12 protein-coding genes are annotated in these 14,732 nt (G+C 69.0%); 6 read left to right on the top strand and 6 right to left on the bottom strand.

The features are described 5' to 3' along the window. Nucleotides 1-331: 331 nt before the first annotated feature. From AB0K37_RS06970 to AB0K37_RS06960, 3 genes are all read right to left on the bottom strand, one after another. Nucleotides 332-844 (bottom strand): hypothetical protein, encoded by a 513-nt coding sequence (locus tag AB0K37_RS06970; protein ID WP_363976011.1) that lies wholly within the window; start codon nt 842-844, stop codon nt 332-334. Then, complete coding sequence (locus AB0K37_RS06965) at nt 841-1,191, bottom strand: helix-turn-helix transcriptional regulator (protein ID WP_363976008.1); 351 nt, start codon at nt 1,189-1,191, stop codon at nt 841-843. The genes AB0K37_RS06970 and AB0K37_RS06965 overlap by 4 nt, the downstream gene beginning before the upstream one ends. A gap of 494 nt (nt 1,192-1,685) precedes the next feature. After that, the gene (locus tag AB0K37_RS06960; protein WP_363976005.1) at nt 1,686-2,603 is read right to left on the bottom strand and encodes a hypothetical protein; all 918 of its coding nucleotides are present in this window, start codon (nt 2,601-2,603) and stop codon (nt 1,686-1,688) included. Nucleotides 2,604-3,330: 727 nt separating this feature from the next. Here AB0K37_RS06960 and AB0K37_RS06955 point away from each other — a divergent pair. Further along, nucleotides 3,331-3,804 (top strand): IS3 family transposase, encoded by a 474-nt coding sequence (locus AB0K37_RS06955; protein WP_363976096.1) that lies wholly within the window; start codon nt 3,331-3,333, stop codon nt 3,802-3,804. Next, nucleotides 3,759-3,980 (top strand): hypothetical protein, encoded by a 222-nt coding sequence (locus AB0K37_RS06950; protein WP_363976002.1) that lies wholly within the window; start codon nt 3,759-3,761, stop codon nt 3,978-3,980. The genes AB0K37_RS06955 and AB0K37_RS06950 overlap by 46 nt, the downstream gene beginning before the upstream one ends. A gap of 174 nt (nt 3,981-4,154) precedes the next feature. Here the strand turns inward: AB0K37_RS06950 and AB0K37_RS06945 are convergent, their stop codons facing one another. Beyond that, nucleotides 4,155-7,109, bottom strand: a complete 2,955-nt coding sequence (locus AB0K37_RS06945; RefSeq protein WP_363975999.1) for an N-6 DNA methylase — start codon at nt 7,107-7,109, stop codon at nt 4,155-4,157. Nucleotides 7,110-7,747: 638 nt separating this feature from the next. After that, complete coding sequence (locus tag AB0K37_RS06940; protein ID WP_363975997.1) at nt 7,748-11,167, bottom strand: NB-ARC domain-containing protein; 3,420 nt, start codon at nt 11,165-11,167, stop codon at nt 7,748-7,750. A 478-nt stretch (nt 11,168-11,645) separates the two neighbouring features. On the opposite strand from AB0K37_RS06940, the gene AB0K37_RS06935 reads away from it, so the two are divergent. Further along, a complete protein-coding gene (locus AB0K37_RS06935; RefSeq protein ID WP_363975994.1) occupies nt 11,646-12,188 on the top strand; it encodes a hypothetical protein in 543 nt (180 codons plus the stop codon). Nucleotides 12,189-12,350: 162 nt separating this feature from the next. Here the strand turns inward: AB0K37_RS06935 and AB0K37_RS06930 are convergent, their stop codons facing one another. Next, on the bottom strand, nt 12,351-12,950 hold the full coding sequence (locus tag AB0K37_RS06930; RefSeq protein ID WP_363975991.1) for a hypothetical protein: 600 nt from the start codon (nt 12,948-12,950) through the stop codon (nt 12,351-12,353). 640 nt (nt 12,951-13,590) lie between these two features. Here AB0K37_RS06930 and AB0K37_RS06925 point away from each other — a divergent pair. From AB0K37_RS06925 to AB0K37_RS06915, 3 genes are all read left to right on the top strand, one after another. Then, complete coding sequence (locus tag AB0K37_RS06925; protein WP_363975988.1) at nt 13,591-13,725, top strand: DUF4244 domain-containing protein; 135 nt, start codon at nt 13,591-13,593, stop codon at nt 13,723-13,725. Between the two features lie 11 nt (nt 13,726-13,736). Further along, on the top strand, nt 13,737-14,081 hold the full coding sequence (locus AB0K37_RS06920; protein ID WP_363975985.1) for a TadE family type IV pilus minor pilin: 345 nt from the start codon (nt 13,737-13,739) through the stop codon (nt 14,079-14,081). A 164-nt stretch (nt 14,082-14,245) separates the two neighbouring features. Continuing rightward, the gene (locus AB0K37_RS06915) at nt 14,246-14,650 is read left to right on the top strand and encodes an Rv3654c family TadE-like protein (protein ID WP_363975982.1); all 405 of its coding nucleotides are present in this window, start codon (nt 14,246-14,248) and stop codon (nt 14,648-14,650) included. Nucleotides 14,651-14,732: the final 82 nt, after the last annotated feature.

The raw sequence follows: 14,732 nt of genomic DNA, 5'->3' as shown, positions 1-14,732 counted from the left end.
CCTACCTGCACCTAGAGGACGGGTTCCATCACCTCAGCGAGCCGGTGGACATCCTCACCACCGACATCAGCAAGGTCCCCGACGGTGAGCCGACAACCGTCCAGTTGCGCTTGAAGGCGTTCGTGGCCCCGCTGAACGCCGCGCCCGGCCCAAGTCGAACTCGCCCTCCTCGACAACGAAGACGCCGCCGTGGAACTAACCCCCGAACTCGCCCGGCGCATCGTAGCGGTACTGCACGACCTGGGCGAGCGAGCAAAAGGCTGACTCGAGGCTCGTCCCGATCGCGGGCACCGCGGGCGACCGTCCGCCGCGCACCTCCACTAGCCAGCGATCATTTCGGAGGTATGCGCGTGTACTGTTTGCGCCGCCGTACGGTCCGAATCACCACGACCGCAGAGCTGATCAGAATCAGAGCACCGAATAAGGCCATCCCCGCCGCAAGGTCGAACACACTGGCCACACCTGCTGCCCCGATCCACCACACGGCCAGCGTGGGGAGAACGGTCAGGCTCTGGAGAAGAGTCAGGTTCTGCTGTTCCCGCGTCGCTTTCTGAAGCAGGGCCTGGCGTGCTCGTCCCGCGGTGCGCGCGATGGCCAGCGCCGCGGCGCCACCGCCGAAGAAGGCCGCGGTTGCGAGCTTGAGGATGTTGCCGGGCCGGGCCTGGATCAGCGCCTGCCACTCCTCAGCTCGCTGGGCCGCCAGGTCGGCATCGTCGGCGTAGAAGGATCGTGCGGCACGCCGCACGATCATGCGGGCAAGCGCCGGAGTGAGCGCACTGATCTCGGCCACGGCCAAACCGGCGGCGATGCCGCAGCAGACCCCCATCATCACCGCGCTGTTCACCGCGCCTCCAGCCCGCCGCCGGACACACCGCCCAGTCCCGGCGCCGGCCGCGGGCGGCGGCGCAGTGCCTGCGGGCGGCGCTCGCGCAGCACCGCGACCACAGCCTGGGCCCCGGTAGGGGTGAGAGTGTAGAACTTCCGCCGCGGTTTACCCGCGACGGGATTGGCGCTCTCCCATTCGCTGTCCAGCCAGCCCGCCTCGGCGAACCTGTCCAGCGCGCGGTACACCGTCGGCCCGTGCCGCCCGGTCGCCCTCATGATCTCCCAGCCGTGCAGCTGGACCCGCTGGCGATGCGCAGAAAGCAGCGCCTCTAGGACGTCAAGCTGCGCGCCGGTCACCCTCTTCATAACTACTAATGTACCTATGCTGGTTCGCTCGCGGAGGCAGAACTTGCTACTGCGACCTCATTCAGACGACCCGGCGGCGACACCCTGCGCGCCTCAACCGGCTCGGTGTCTGCTGGTCAGCAGGACCGAGGCGTCGACCGGGCCCGGGCCCGCAGAACCCGCCTCTCACTCCCCCTCTTCGGGCAGCAGGGCGTCAGCAACGCGAGTAGGCAGCAGGTCGGCCGGCCGGGCGCCGGGCCCCAGGGGATCCTCCGGTCCGGCGGTACGGAAGGCGCGGACCTGGTGGCGGCAGCCGAGACTGGTGAGGCTTCCAGTGTGAAGGAGTCCCGCGGACGCGTGCCCGGCGTCGGCGCCGATCGGCAAGCGCGCCCCCGCGCATGGCGGGCTCGACCACGCTCTCCTGATGGCCGAGCGCCATCGGGCCCGCGCCCGCGTCGCCCGCCTGCGTCGCCTGCCCCCGGCGCAAGGGAATCGACGATCCGGCCGCAGCGGGCTCACCCGTATCTAGCCATCACGGCCTGGACGTCCAGGCCGTAGGGGCGCTGCCGCCGAAGGTTCAGATCGACACCACCAGCGCCGATCAACTCCATCGAGTAGCACTCGTTGTAGCGGGTGGGGTCGCTGTCGTCGCAGCGGCACACGCGGGCGGGTTCTTGGAGTTCGGCGTCCAATCCGAACTGGGGGTCCAGCAGCAGGTCGAGCACACGGCGATGAAAGGGACCGCCCCGCCACTCCAGCTCAACACAACCGCGGCGGCTGGACCACAGATCCCAGTACGAGGCGGAGGTGCCGTCGCCGCTGAGGACGTTGACCCGTCGCAGCACGTCCGACAGGAAGGCGTTGCCATCCCGGCCGTAGTCGCAATGGTGCCCGTAACGGGCAGAGAATTCGATCTCCGCCGAATGCCAGCTGTCGGGCTTGGCCAGCCATGCAACGTTGCGGGAGTCGATGCCGCTCAGCGCGTATTTCGTGGCCCTCTCCCACCTCTTGCCCGAGACCCTGACCACGATGCGTCCAGCCTCGCCCAGCCGCCGCAGCGACACGAAGCGATCACGGACATGAGCGCGAAGCCCGGGGATACCGGTGACCTCGCTGCCATCGGCCTCGATCCGGGGCAGCACCTGGTCGATGAACTGCGGCAGCAGGCGCGGATGAACGCTCACCTGAAGTGCGTCGCGCTCGCCCAGAACGTAGTTGAGCCCCAGCGGCGGAAGCGGGCCCCCGGCCCCTTCCCTCTTGGAGAAACTCTCGTCCCTCCGGCCGTAGTCGAACCTTCCGCAGGCGAACAGCAGCCGCGTCTCGAGGGCTGCCTGGGTGACGCTGGCGGCGGGGATCAGGCGCTGACCGTCCCCTCGGGCCGCCAGGTATCTGCCTGCGACGACACCATGAGCGCCGGTGTACCGCTGAAGCATGTGGGCAGGCGATTGCGAACGCGAGTGAGGCATGATGCATCTCCGTCACCCCCCGGCCGGGTCCAGTTCGGAGAAGCGCGCAGCGACCTCTGCACATGCTGAAACGCAAGGTGGTGGGGCAACGGCCCCTAGGGTCACTGGATGATCGCGGCCGGGGCGATCACCCGGACGAGGCGTCCACACCGCCCGGCATCTATCCCTGACTGCAGGCTAGACCGAGCACAACCCGCTCCCCGTCTGACTCGGCCTGAAGCTAGACGAGTCTTTGCTTTCCTCGGGAGGCGTCATGGGGTAGGGCGCCCAGGCGCGCCGACCTGTGAACGCCCCGCCACCCCGATCGAACGCGGTCGGCTCCGGGCCGCCGCTGGCTGCCTGCCGGCGCGCGGGCCTGGAGCCACCCCGCCCGTCAGGCCGGGACAGTTCAGCCAGGCGGCACTGCCTGCCCACTGCGGGCGGTGCCTCACGAGCTGTTGTTGGCGTCCGTGGGGCGCCGAGGTGGGTGTGTTATGTTGTTCGTGCGGACCCGCCCCACACTCGTGGACTAGCGGGTCTAGCTTCTTTCCAGGGCGCGGCCCCGAGCATCCCGACACCTGACCGCCCGCCACAACCTCGCCCGCTGGACGGGGCAGGCCGGTGATCTGAGGGCGGCCTGTCCGTCCACCTACTACGCTGCCAAGTCACGTCCCGCCTCGCCTCGGGCGGTGCGTGACGAGTTACAAAGACCGAGATCACCCGCATCTTCGAGGCCAACTTTCGGGTCTATGGTGCCCGGAAGGTCTGGCGGCAGTTGCAGCGCGAGGGGCACCAGGTGGCGCGCTGCACGGTTGAGCGCCTGATGCGCGAACTCGGTCTGCACGGTGCCCGCCGCGGCCGCAAGATCCGTACCACCGTGCGCGACGACGGGCATGAGCGGGCCGTCGATCTGCTGCGCCGCGACTTCACCGCCAGCAGCCCGAACCGCCGGTGGGTAGCCGACTTCACGCACGTGACCACCTGCGCCGGCGTGGTCTACGTCGCGTTCGTGGTCGAGATCTTCTCCCGCGCGATCGTCGGCTGGACCGCCTCGACCACCAAGCGGACCAGGCTGGTGCTGGACGCCCTGGACATGGCGCTGTCGCGGCGCGACCGGGCGGACACCCCGTCGGGCCCGGCCTGGTGCACCACAGCGACGCCGGGTCGCAGTACACCTCTTTCCGGTTAACCACGCACCTGGTCGACGCCGGTATCGACGCCTCCATCGGCACCGTCGGCGACGCGCTCGACAACGCACTGATGGAGTCGGCGATCGGCCTGTACAAGACCGAGCTGTTCAAACCGCATGGGCCGTGGAAAAACCTGACCGGCGTCGAGCTGGCCACCGCCGAGTACGTGGACTGATACAACACCACCCGGCTCCACGGTGAGATCAGCCACGTACCACCCGACGAATACGATGCCCTCCACTACCGCCAGAACCACCCAACCACAGGTCACAGCCACAACCTAAAGCCTCTACCGAACCCGGGGCGCTTCACTGGGTGAAGACGGGCTTCCTGACCCATACGCTGGCGTCTAGGCGCCGAGGAGTTCGATGACGATCTCCTCGATCTCCGGGGCCGCGGTTCCTGCGGCGAGGGCGTCCCGGGCGCTGCGTCGCAGGGCTACGAAATTCCCGCTGGTATCCAGGTCGAGTTCGTTGATGAGGTCGGCTTCTGTCTGACCCAAGTCGGCGAGGCGCTGGTGGACGGGGTTATCCGGGTTGTACAGCGGGATCGGGAGCTTCCACAGGTGCTTGTCGATGTCGCGTTCGTCTTTGCCGTAGGACATCAGGGGACGGACCGCGTCGGTGAGCGCGGGACTGTTGAGGATGGCGCACAGGTACATGCCTTCCGCGCGGCTGGTCACGGTGGCCCAATACAGCTTGTGGTCGATGACCGCGGTGGGGTTGTCGACGAGCGCGGCGGCGACGTGCATGCCTGCCTTGCCATAGACCAGACGAAGCGGCGTGCCGGGGAGCTGGACGGACAGTTTGCGGCGGAAGTCGAGTTGGTCGAGAAGGCTGAGGCGGTCACTGGAGCGGTTCTCGTTCCAGAGCTGCTCGGCGCTGCGCCACCATCGGCTGAGCCCGGGGTAGAGGTCCAGCCGGTCATGGTCGCTGTGCAGGATCTCGGTGCCTGCTAGCGGGAGCACCGCCTCGCGGGGCGGTAGAACGCGGTAGGGCAGGACGCTCTCACCCAGGAGGACCGGGCGGATGAACTCGGTTTCCACGACCTCGCTGAGGTCCGGTAGGTCCTTCCAGGGCTTCTTTTCGGTGCTGCTGCGCTGGGATTGGACGGCCCGTCGGCCCGCACCGTATCCCAGCGGACTCGACGGCTGAGGTCGGACGAAGAACAGGAGCCTGGGGAAGATCGTGGCGCCGTTGGCGAAGCGGGCCCCATACGGGGAGGGCGCCTCATCATCCACATCGTGGACGACCAGCCGGGCGGGGTGGCGGCTCAGATGAACGGTGGCCTCGGCCCAGGTGAGAGACCCTCGCGGCAGTTTGCCTGTCCAGCGCTGGGTTTCCACCGGGAGGCGCTGGGCGGTGCTGGAGCGGCGGCCGAGCACGACGGCGCCGCCACGGGGGAAGAAGTGGGGGCGGATGCGGCGCAGGTCCCAGGATTCGGTGAAGGCCACAGTGGTGACCTCGGAGGGGTCAGGGTAGTGGCCAGCGCGGAATCCGGCGAAGTAGCCGCGGTCGAGCACCGCGTTGGGCAGGACGAAGGCGAAGGTTCCGCCGGTCTTGAGGTACTGCTGGACGGCGCGGGCGACGAACAGGCCGGACAGGTCCTGTTGGGTCGCGACGGTGTTTCCGTGCCACAGGCCCCGGTCCTGGGACATCTGCCGGAAGATCTTCTGCATTTCGGCGGGCATGTAACGGTACGACAGCCAGGGCGGGTTGCCCACCAGAACGTCGACGCGGTTGGCGGTGCGGCTGAGCCAGACTGGCCGGACCAGGTTGCGGATGTAGTAGCTCCAGATGTGGTCGCGGCCCTCGTCGTGCAACTCGCACAGCGTCCGGAAGCTGTCGGTGATGGCGGGCTGGTCGGCCTCGGGGATGGCCAGGCGTTTGAACAGGGCGGTGAGCCTCGGGATGCTGCCTGGGGTGCGGTTCTTGGTGGCCAGGTCGGCGAGTTCGCTGATCAGCCGGTCGAAGGCGCCGGCGTCGGCCAGGAGGTGGTCGGGGAAGCGGAGCTCGTCTTCGTACATGCGGTTGCCGACGCCGGCGGAGATGAGCAGGTTGCCCTCGCTGAACAGGTCGACGCGCTGGGTCCACTGGATGCTGTCGCCCAGGTAGACCGGCACAGTGATCGGGCCGCGCCGCTGGTCGGTGAGGCGGTCGCGGCCGATGGCCAGCAGATAGGTGACGCGGGCCAGCGCGACGGCGACCGGGTGCAGGTCGATGCCCAGCACCCGGTCGGTCAGCTCGGCGAGCGCTTGGCCGAGCGGGACGTCGGCCTGTTCGGCGGCGGCCAGGTTGCGGCGGACGGCGTGGAACAGGAACGTCCCTGAGCCGCAGGCGGGGTCTACGACGCTTTGGTGACGCGGGTCGGTGACGGCCTGTTCGACGACCTGCTCGGCGAGCCAGTCGGGGGTGTAGTACTCGCCCAGCCGTTTGCGGGTGTCGGTGCCGATCACCGACTCGTAGAACACCTTGAGGACGTCGTGGTCGACGTTGCTCCAGTCGAAGCGTGCCAGCCGACGCGCCAGGCTCCGGATGAAAGACTCCCCGCCGGGGATCTCGATCACCCAGTCGAAGAAGTCCTCTTCGACGACACCGTAAAGCTGGGCGAGGGTGAACCGGTGCCCGCCCAGCAGCGTGGCCGGCTGGATGTCGGTGACGTCCAAGCCCAGCACCAGGTGCGCGATGATCTCGGCGCTGTTGACCAGCAGCGTGTGTTCCAGGAACAGCTCGTCGTCGTCGGTGAACTGGGTGCCCAGCGCGCTGCGTAGCAGCTTGGCCCACAGTTCCCGCTTGATCTGCACGGTGGGGGCCTGGCCGTGGTCGGCGTACATCGCCGCCAGCGCCGCCCGGTCCAGGGCGTACCCGGAGCTGGACGCGCCGAGCTGCGCTTCGATCTCTCGCGGCGTGGGCGGCACGTTTGTGCGGGTGGCCAATACCCCTTCCAGCCAGGTCAGCAGGGCGACCAGATCGGGCCGAGACGGGCGCAAAGCGTGCCGGGTCGTCTCCACCAGTTCACCGGCACGCAGGTGGTAGGCCCGCCAATCCGTGCCGTCGGTCAAGATCCCCACATACCGCTGTCCGGTGTGCCGACTGCGGCTATCGACGTAGCCGGCCAGTTGCCGCTGCGCATCGGCCACCACCGCCGTGCTACGCAGATCCTTCTTCACCTCGATGACGGTGAACCCGACCTCGATATCGATACGGCGGCGCCCTGGGACGGGGGTCTCCAGATCCACCGACAGGTCATGGTCGGACAGCCCGAGTCCACCAGTGAGCAGAAGTTGCCGGATGTCGGCCTGCACGGTTGCCTCACTGCGAACTCGGTCCCGGCTGGCCAGCCGTCCGAGAAGCGAGGAGAGCTGGTCACTGGCCGCTGCATCGGTTGCCACGCTAGTTGTCTACCACGCAGCCGATCCGAGTGTGTGCCGTCCGGATGTGGGCGGATCGCCGGTCCGGGAGGACATACACGGGGCCACCACGACGACGGACCAACCTTTCCCACCCGGGATCCAGCCTTGCGCCCCCCGGTCTCTGTCGGAAACGGTCGACAGCTGGACGCCGGTCTTCAGGGCCCGTCCGGTGATGAGGGGATCGCTGCCCGTACGAAGTGGCCTCAGTCCCCTCCCGCGCCGCGTTCAGCGCAGCACGCCCGACCGCCCGGCCGGACCGGTCCTCCGTGGTGTTCAGCGATACAAAGATCGCGGCCTCCAAGGTGCCCCCCTCCTCGATAAGCCAGCCGGGCCCCGGCGGCGAGGTCGCCGTACTGCCGCCGGACACCGAGCCGTACACCACGGCAGCGGCCTCCGTGCGCGGCTGGAGTATTAGGCGCGCCCCGCGGCGAAATCGCCGTCGAACTCGGGATGACCCAGTCCTGGCAGTACGGGCCGCAACCGGCGCATTACTCCAGTCTCGCACCGCGCCGCTGCTGCGCCCGGCAAGGTCAGATGGGCGGCATGAGTTGCAACTGATGGGCCTCACCGTCAACGACGATGACCTTGGCGGAGTCATCGGGGGCGAACCGGCACTCCGACACCCGTCGGTCACTGCGCCACAGGGCCAACTCACATCCATCCGCAACGTCCCATACCCGAACCATGCTGTCGGAGTTGCCGGTGAGGATGCGATCACCGTCCGGGCTATACGCCACCGACACCACCGAGGTGGTGGGGCCAGTGAGCCGGAGGAGTTGGCGGCCGGTGGCGGTGTCCCACACCCGCGCCGTGCCGTCAGAGTCGCCGGTGAGGACGCGGTCACCGTCCGGACTGAACGCCACCGCGGAGACCTGCCCAGTGTGGCTGGTGAGTTGAAGGAGTTCGCGGCCGGTGGCGGCGTCCCACACCCGCGCCGTGCCGTCAGAGTCGCCGGTGAGGACACGGTCACCGTCCGGTGAGAACGCCACCGCATAGACCTGGCGGGTGGGCCCGTTGAGTCGTAGAAGTTCGCGGCCGGTGGCGGTGTCCCACAATCGCGCCGGGCCGTCATGGTCACCGATGAGGACGCGGTCACCGTCCGGACTGAACGCCACCGCATAGACCCGGCGGGCGGCCCCGGGGAGCTGGTAGAGAACGCGGCCGGTGGAGGTGTCCCACATCCGCGCCGGGCCGATAGCGCCGCCTACGAGAGCGCGCCCGCCGTCCGGACTCAACGCCACCGACACCACCGACCCGAAGTGGCCGGTGAACTGGAGGAGCTCGCGGCCGGTGGCCGCATCCCACACCCGCGCCGTGCCGTCAGAGTCCCCGGTCAGCACACGGGTCCCGTCCGAACTGAGAGCGGACGGTCCGGGAAGGAGCGCGGTAGATCGCGGGGGTGGCTCGGCCAACCCGTTAGCGGTGTCCCAGATCCGCGCCGTACCATCGCCACCACCGGTGAGGGCACGGGCACCGTCCGGACTGAACGCCACCGACACCACCGGCCGGGTGTGGCCGGTGAGTCGGAGAAGTTCGCGGCCGGTGGCGGCGTCCCACACCCGCGCCGTGCCGTCAGAGTCGCCGGTGAGGACGCGGTCACCGTCGGGACTGAACGCCACCGCAGAGACATGGCGGGTAGGCCCGGTGAGTTGAAGGATCTCGCGGCCGGTGGCGGAGTCCCACACCCGCGCCGTGCCGTCGTCGCCGCCCGTGAGGGCACGAGAACCGTCCGGACTGAACGCCACCGACCCGACTGAGCGGTGGTGGCCGGTGAGCTGAAAGAGTTCACGGCCGGTGGCGGCGTCCCACATCCGCACCGGGCCGCCGAAGCCAGCAGTGAGTACGCGCCCGCCGTCCGGACTGAACGCCACCGACAACACCTGCCGGGTATGGCCGGTGAGTCGGAGAAGTTCGCGGCCGGTGGCGGTGTCCCAAATGCGCGCCCCGACGCCGCCGCCTGTGAGAGCGCGCCCACCATCCGGACTGAACGCCGCCGACACCGCCGACCCGAAGGGGCCGGTGAGCAGTTCGCGGCCAGTGACGGCGTCCCAAATCCGCGCCGGGCCGTCGAAGCCAGCAGTGAGTACGCGGCCACCGTCCGGACTGAACGCCACCGACATCACCCTGCCTGAGTGGCCGGTGAGCCGAAAGAGTTCGCGGCCGGTGGCGGTGTCCCACATCCGCGCTGTGCCGTCGAGACCAGCGGTGAGGGCACGGGCACCGTCCGGACTGAACGCCACCGACGTCACCGCGTCACTGTGGCCAGTAAGGATAAGTTCGAGGGGATGTTCGGCGGGGATGAGGACGCCGGGCGTTAGGGACTCCAACCGCCAGGTGGGTTCAGGCGGTTGCAATGTTGCGGCCCAGGCGGCGACCTCGGGATCGGGGTGCTCGACGAGGCGGCCGACGAGCTGTCCGGTGAGCAGCCCTGCCAGCCCAGTGCTGGGCCGGGTGAGTGCGGGTGCGGACTTCATCAACGCCCGACGGATCGCTATCGCCCGTGGGTGGGCGGTGTGTGTGTAATCGCTGATCAGGTCAGGCAGACTGGCGGTGGTGATCCGCAACAGCATCCAGCTCAGCCGGCTGAGCAGCCGTACCAGGTCCTCACAGTGGCCGGCTTGGGTCAGGTGCCAGGCCAGGTTGCCGGGCAGATAGAGATCGCTGGCAGCGATGTCGGTCCAGTCGCCGGACCCACGAACCTGATAGCCGGTTAGGAGGGCGGTGTGCGCGGCGCGTACCTGCTCGGGTCCGAGTCGCTGGATGCAGGTGTCATAGTGCAGGTCGTGCGCCACGTACCAGCCGCCCCCGTCTCCACCTGCACCGACGGGCGTGAGCAGGGACCGCCCGATCAGGTCAGTGAGCAGGGCTTTGGTTTGCAGGTCGGTGTGGGGGTGCCAGAGCGCGGCGGCGGCGGTTGCGGTGAACGGGCCGCGGCCGGTGAACACCGCTAGTTGCAGGTAGCGGTTGCGGTCGGCGGGCGGCAGGTCGTCGATACCGATGTCGATCGCGGCGCGCAGGCTCGGGTGCTCGTACTGCGGAGTGAAGTCCCCTTTGACCTGCTGCAAGTCTTGGTCGATGAGGGTGAGGATGTCGTCGTAGCTGCGGCCGCGGCAGGCCATCGCGCCGGCCATCGCCACGCCCAGGGCCAGGTTCTGCAGCCGGGTGCACAACCGGTAGGCCCCCTGCGGGAGCTCGGCGGCGCGCTGGTTGGTCCAGACCGCCAAGATGTCCAGCGCCTGGGTCTGGGTGAGCTCGTCGATCTCCACTACGGTGGCGTCGCTGGTCAGAGCGAGGTCGTTGCTGCGGGTGGTGAACAGCACAGGGCAGCCAGATCCAAGGTCGAGCACTGCGTCCAGGGGGGCGCGGGTCCACACGTTGTCCAGCACGATCAGCAGCCGCCGACGCCGCAGCAGCGCTTTCAAACTGTCGCGGGCCTCGTCCACGCTGGCGTAAGCCGGCTCGACGACGCCGAGCAGGCGAGCGAACCGGGTCAGCAGCGCCAGCGGATCAGTTCCGGGCTCGGCCTTCAACCACACCGCCGTCTTATAGCGGCGCCGCAACCGCCATGTCCGCGAAACCGCGGCGGCCAGCGTCGACTTGCCCGCCCCACCGAACCCCACCAACGCCACCACCGGCGCACGATGCCCCCTACGCGGCCGGCGCCGCAGGGCCGCCACGGCCCGACCGGACAGGTCCGGGCGCTTGACGAACCGCCGCCCCGGCCGCGGCGCATCCCCCAAAAACCCGTCCGGGCCGGCCAACTCCCGTAACGGCCGGTCGGCGTTCCACAGCCACGCCCACCGCACCACGGCCACCACGATCGCCAACGTCGCCGCGATCGCACCGACCCAACTGGCCCGCTCCAGCGCCTTGTCGCCCCACCACCCCTTCTCCGAATGCGAGCCGGTCACCGCCCACACCAGTCCCGCCACGATCACCGCGCCGACCAACGCCGCCGCCGCCCAACGGCGCCCGCCCCCCCGCCGCGCCCCTTGTCTCGCCATGGCACCGCATCCTGCCGCACCCGCCAGCCGCCTGGACCGATACCGCCCATCCCGGCCACACCGGGCTCGGCTGCGGCGGGCTCGACCTGGCCACCACGCTCTGGACACACGACGACGGCGATAGCCTGCGCCGACTCGGTCGTGCGGGCCAGGCTAACGACCTCGGCATGTCACGCGCACGGGCGAGGAGCAGACCGTATCGCCCTACCCCGGGGCTCTATCAGCCGTCCAGCGCATCGTCGCGCGTTCGGCCGCGCGCACGCGGGGATTGCTCCTTGTTCTGTATGAGCTGCAAGTCCGCCCCGCAACACCGGAATACCCCCACCCTCTGGGCGGAGCCACTGGACCAAGGAGATCGGCCGATACCGGCAGATCCGCTTCCAACCGGGGATCTGGGACCAGGCGCGCCGTTACCGTGCCAGGCGTGGACCCGATCGCCGGAACCGCCCTTGCCGTTTCCATCATCGGCACCTTCATCAGCACCGCCGCCTGGCGGGCCGCTCATCGCTCGGCCCGCGCCGATCAACTCCTCAGCCAGATCGAGGCCGACCGCCGGCATGCGGAGCTGACTCCCCAGTTCACCGTCACCGTCAGCCGGGACAGCTTAGGCTCCGGTGTGAGACTGCTGCTCCACCTATCCGGCCCGCTCCCGCTCGGCAGACTCGACGAGATCACCCTCACCGTCCACGAAGGCGCCTACGGCTTCCTCCACCTTCTAGGAGGCCCACGATTGGCCGGTGCCCCGCCTCGGATAAGGCCGACGCGGAGCAATGGTCGGCTCACCGTCGGCGAGACCCTCGAACTCCACTTGCACCCCATGAGCGAGGACGAAAGCCCACACGTTCGGCGGCGCCGACGATCCACGTCATCCATCATGCTGGTTCTGAAGTGCTCCAAGACGGGACTGCCGGTCTGGACGGTACCTATCACCATCGCCGTCCCAGAGGAACCGCGGCAGATGCCTTGACCGCCTCAACTCTGCCCTCTTAGGGGGCGCATCCCGACAATGGTCGTGATCAGTGCACGCACGTGGCACCCGACCGGCCCGGTCTGAATCGGCCGCTTCGGGCCAGCATGGTTTCACCCCGCCGTCCGCCTTCAACGGTGGCGCCCCGCTCTTCCTGCGGCTTCAGCCGAAGATGTGCCGGTGCACCTGAACGGGTGTGCGCAGTTCCCGGGCATGCGGGCTGATCTTGTTGGCTGCGAGGTGGAAGGCGAACCGGGCCGGGTCCGGTAGGTCTTCGGGGGCGCGCATCGAGGGCCAGGAGCTGGCCACGCTGTGGACGTCCCACACGCTCACCCGGACGTGGACGTCCTCGTCGAACAGGTCCTCGTAGTCGTCGCGGTGGGCGCGGACATGCCCAAGGAACCGCAGCATGACGGCGGCGGCGAACGCCTCGGGCCCGTCGGCCGACTCCTGGATGCCGTACCCGTCTCCGCCTCCCACGTCGCGCCAGTGGCTACTGCCCTCCTCGACGGCCTCGACCCGGAAGGCGTAACGGCCAGGCTGCCGCAGGTAGTCCGCTCCCCCGTACTTGGCGTTCTGAGCTCCATCGGCCGCCCAGGCAGCGATATGGGCCAGCAAAACCGCCGCACGCTCCAGGTCCGTCGCGTCTTCGCTCAGGCCCGCCTGCCCGACCCCGGGCAGGTTCAGCGACTCGGCGACCTGTTCCAACTCCTGTAGCGGCGGCAGCCTTCGCAGGCCGCTCCCGGTGGGGTTCTCGCGCATACCCGCGAGTGTGTCGTACGGACGCCCCGCGGGCTCTGACTTCGACGGAGCAGTTCCAATATCTGCCGGGACCGGCCACCAGGATCCCCACCTGCCTGATCTCCGTGCCCGCAGAGACCCCTGAACAGGGCTCGACCTGGACCTGGCCGGTGGCCGCGGTGCCGCGGCGGGCACTGGCGATCTTATGGGTGACCACGGCGGCGGTCCTGGCCAGGACCAGCGCGATGACCAGCCACCACCACGCCCAACGACCCTCGCTGAGAACCTGGTTGATCGCCACTCCGCCCGCCACCCCCCAGCGCAGCCGAGGCAGCATCCAGCAACACACCCAACGCACCAAGCCCCGCGACCCAGCGACCCGGTCCCTGGAGCCGGCCGGACCCGGCGGTCCTGGCCCATCAGGCTCGCCGGGCGGAGCAGCCTGGGCAGGGAGGTCCATACCGCGACCTTACGAACAGCGATCTGGCCGCCACCGCCAACCGCGCCAAAGACCGATCCCGCGGCCGCCATCGGTCACCGCGGCATCGACTCAGATCAATCGACTCCCGAACGGACCTACGCGCGCTACAGCCCCAGGCTGGGGCGACACTTCCCATCACGTGCCTTACGTGGCTGACAGAACTACAAGCCTCTGACCAGCTTGTTCGCTCAACTACCCCAGATAACATTCACCGCGGCGGCCTTCGCGGGCCTGCTGTTCAAGATCGTGACCAGTCCCCAGGTGAAGACGATGCTCTTACGGATCATCGAGAAGGCGCTCAATCTGGCCGGTTGAGGGATCGCGGGATGGCCACGGCGGAGATCGCCGTGGCCCTCCCCTCCCTGGTGCTGGTCACCGCGATCGCGCTGTGGGGCGTCAGGGCGGCGTCCGTACAACTCGCCTGTACGGACGCGGCCCGGAGCGGCGCCCGGGCGGCGGCCAGAGGCGAGTCCCTCAGCGCCGTCCGCGAGCTGGTGGAGAGCGGCGTCCCGAAGGAGGCGACCGTCCGGCTCCACCGCGACGAGGCCACCGTCCGCGTCGACATCTCGGCCCCCGTAGCCCCCGCCACCGCGATCGGCCTACCAGCCGTCATCATCCACGCCCACGCGGCCGCTGAAACAGAACCCAGCACCCCACCCGCCACCCCATGACCACCAGGACGGCACCAACAGGCGAGTGGAAGTAAAAGAAACCGCGCACGAGGGCAGAGCGACGAGCCGACGTGCAGTGAGGGACGGCAATGAGGACGGCCAGAGGGGAGGGGCAGTGAGGTCACCGGTTGGGGACGCGGGGGACGCGGGGGAGGTGAGGGCGAATGAGGTTGTGGGGTGGGGATCGAGGGTCCGGGACGATCTGGGTTCTGGGGTTCGCAGTGCTTGTCTGGGTGGTGGGGGTGGCTGCGATCCTGGTCGGTGGGGTTCGGGGAGCGCGGCATCGGGGTGAGGCAGCGGCCGACATGGCGGCACTCGCGGGGGCGGCGCGAGTCGCCGATGGGGGCAGGTCCGCCTGCGCGAGGGCAAGGGAGATCGCGGTCGGGTCGGGGGCGCGGGTGGTGCGGTGCCGGGTGCGGGGTGAGATCGTCGACGTCTCGGTGGCTGTCGAAGTCCCGATGCTCATGGGACTGAAGGGGCGGCGGATCGTTTCTCGGGCAAGGGCTGGTCCTGCGGAGCAGGACGGCGTACCCTGGCGCCACATGTCTCGTTGCACTGAGTGTCAATAGAGGCGGGGAGGGTGCGCAGAGTGAAACGCGTTCCTCTTTGTCATCCCTCTGTGACTTTTGCTACCCGGTGGTACGTTACGCT

The organism is Actinomadura sp. NPDC049753, assembly GCF_040674655.1.
In the GTDB taxonomy this organism is placed as follows: domain Bacteria; phylum Actinomycetota; class Actinomycetes; order Streptosporangiales; family Streptosporangiaceae; genus Spirillospora; species Spirillospora verrucosospora.
This window is presented reverse-complemented; position numbering and strand designations above follow the sequence as displayed.

Bases quoted from the DNA above. Each gene is read 5' to 3' on its own strand.
- AB0K37_RS06965 (WP_363976008.1), bottom strand. From the start codon at position 1,191: ATGAAGAGGGTGACCGGCGCGCAGCTTGACGTCCTAGAGGCGCTGCTT.
- AB0K37_RS06960 (WP_363976005.1), bottom strand. From the start codon at position 2,603: ATGCTTCAGCGGTACACCGGCGCTCATGGTGTCGTCGCAGGCAGATAC.
- AB0K37_RS06930 (WP_363975991.1), bottom strand. From the start codon at position 12,950: ATGCGCGAGAACCCCACCGGGAGCGGCCTGCGAAGGCTGCCGCCGCTA.
- AB0K37_RS06920 (WP_363975985.1), top strand. From the start codon at position 13,737: ATGGCCACGGCGGAGATCGCCGTGGCCCTCCCCTCCCTGGTGCTGGTC.
- AB0K37_RS06915 (WP_363975982.1), top strand. From the start codon at position 14,246: ATGAGGTTGTGGGGTGGGGATCGAGGGTCCGGGACGATCTGGGTTCTG.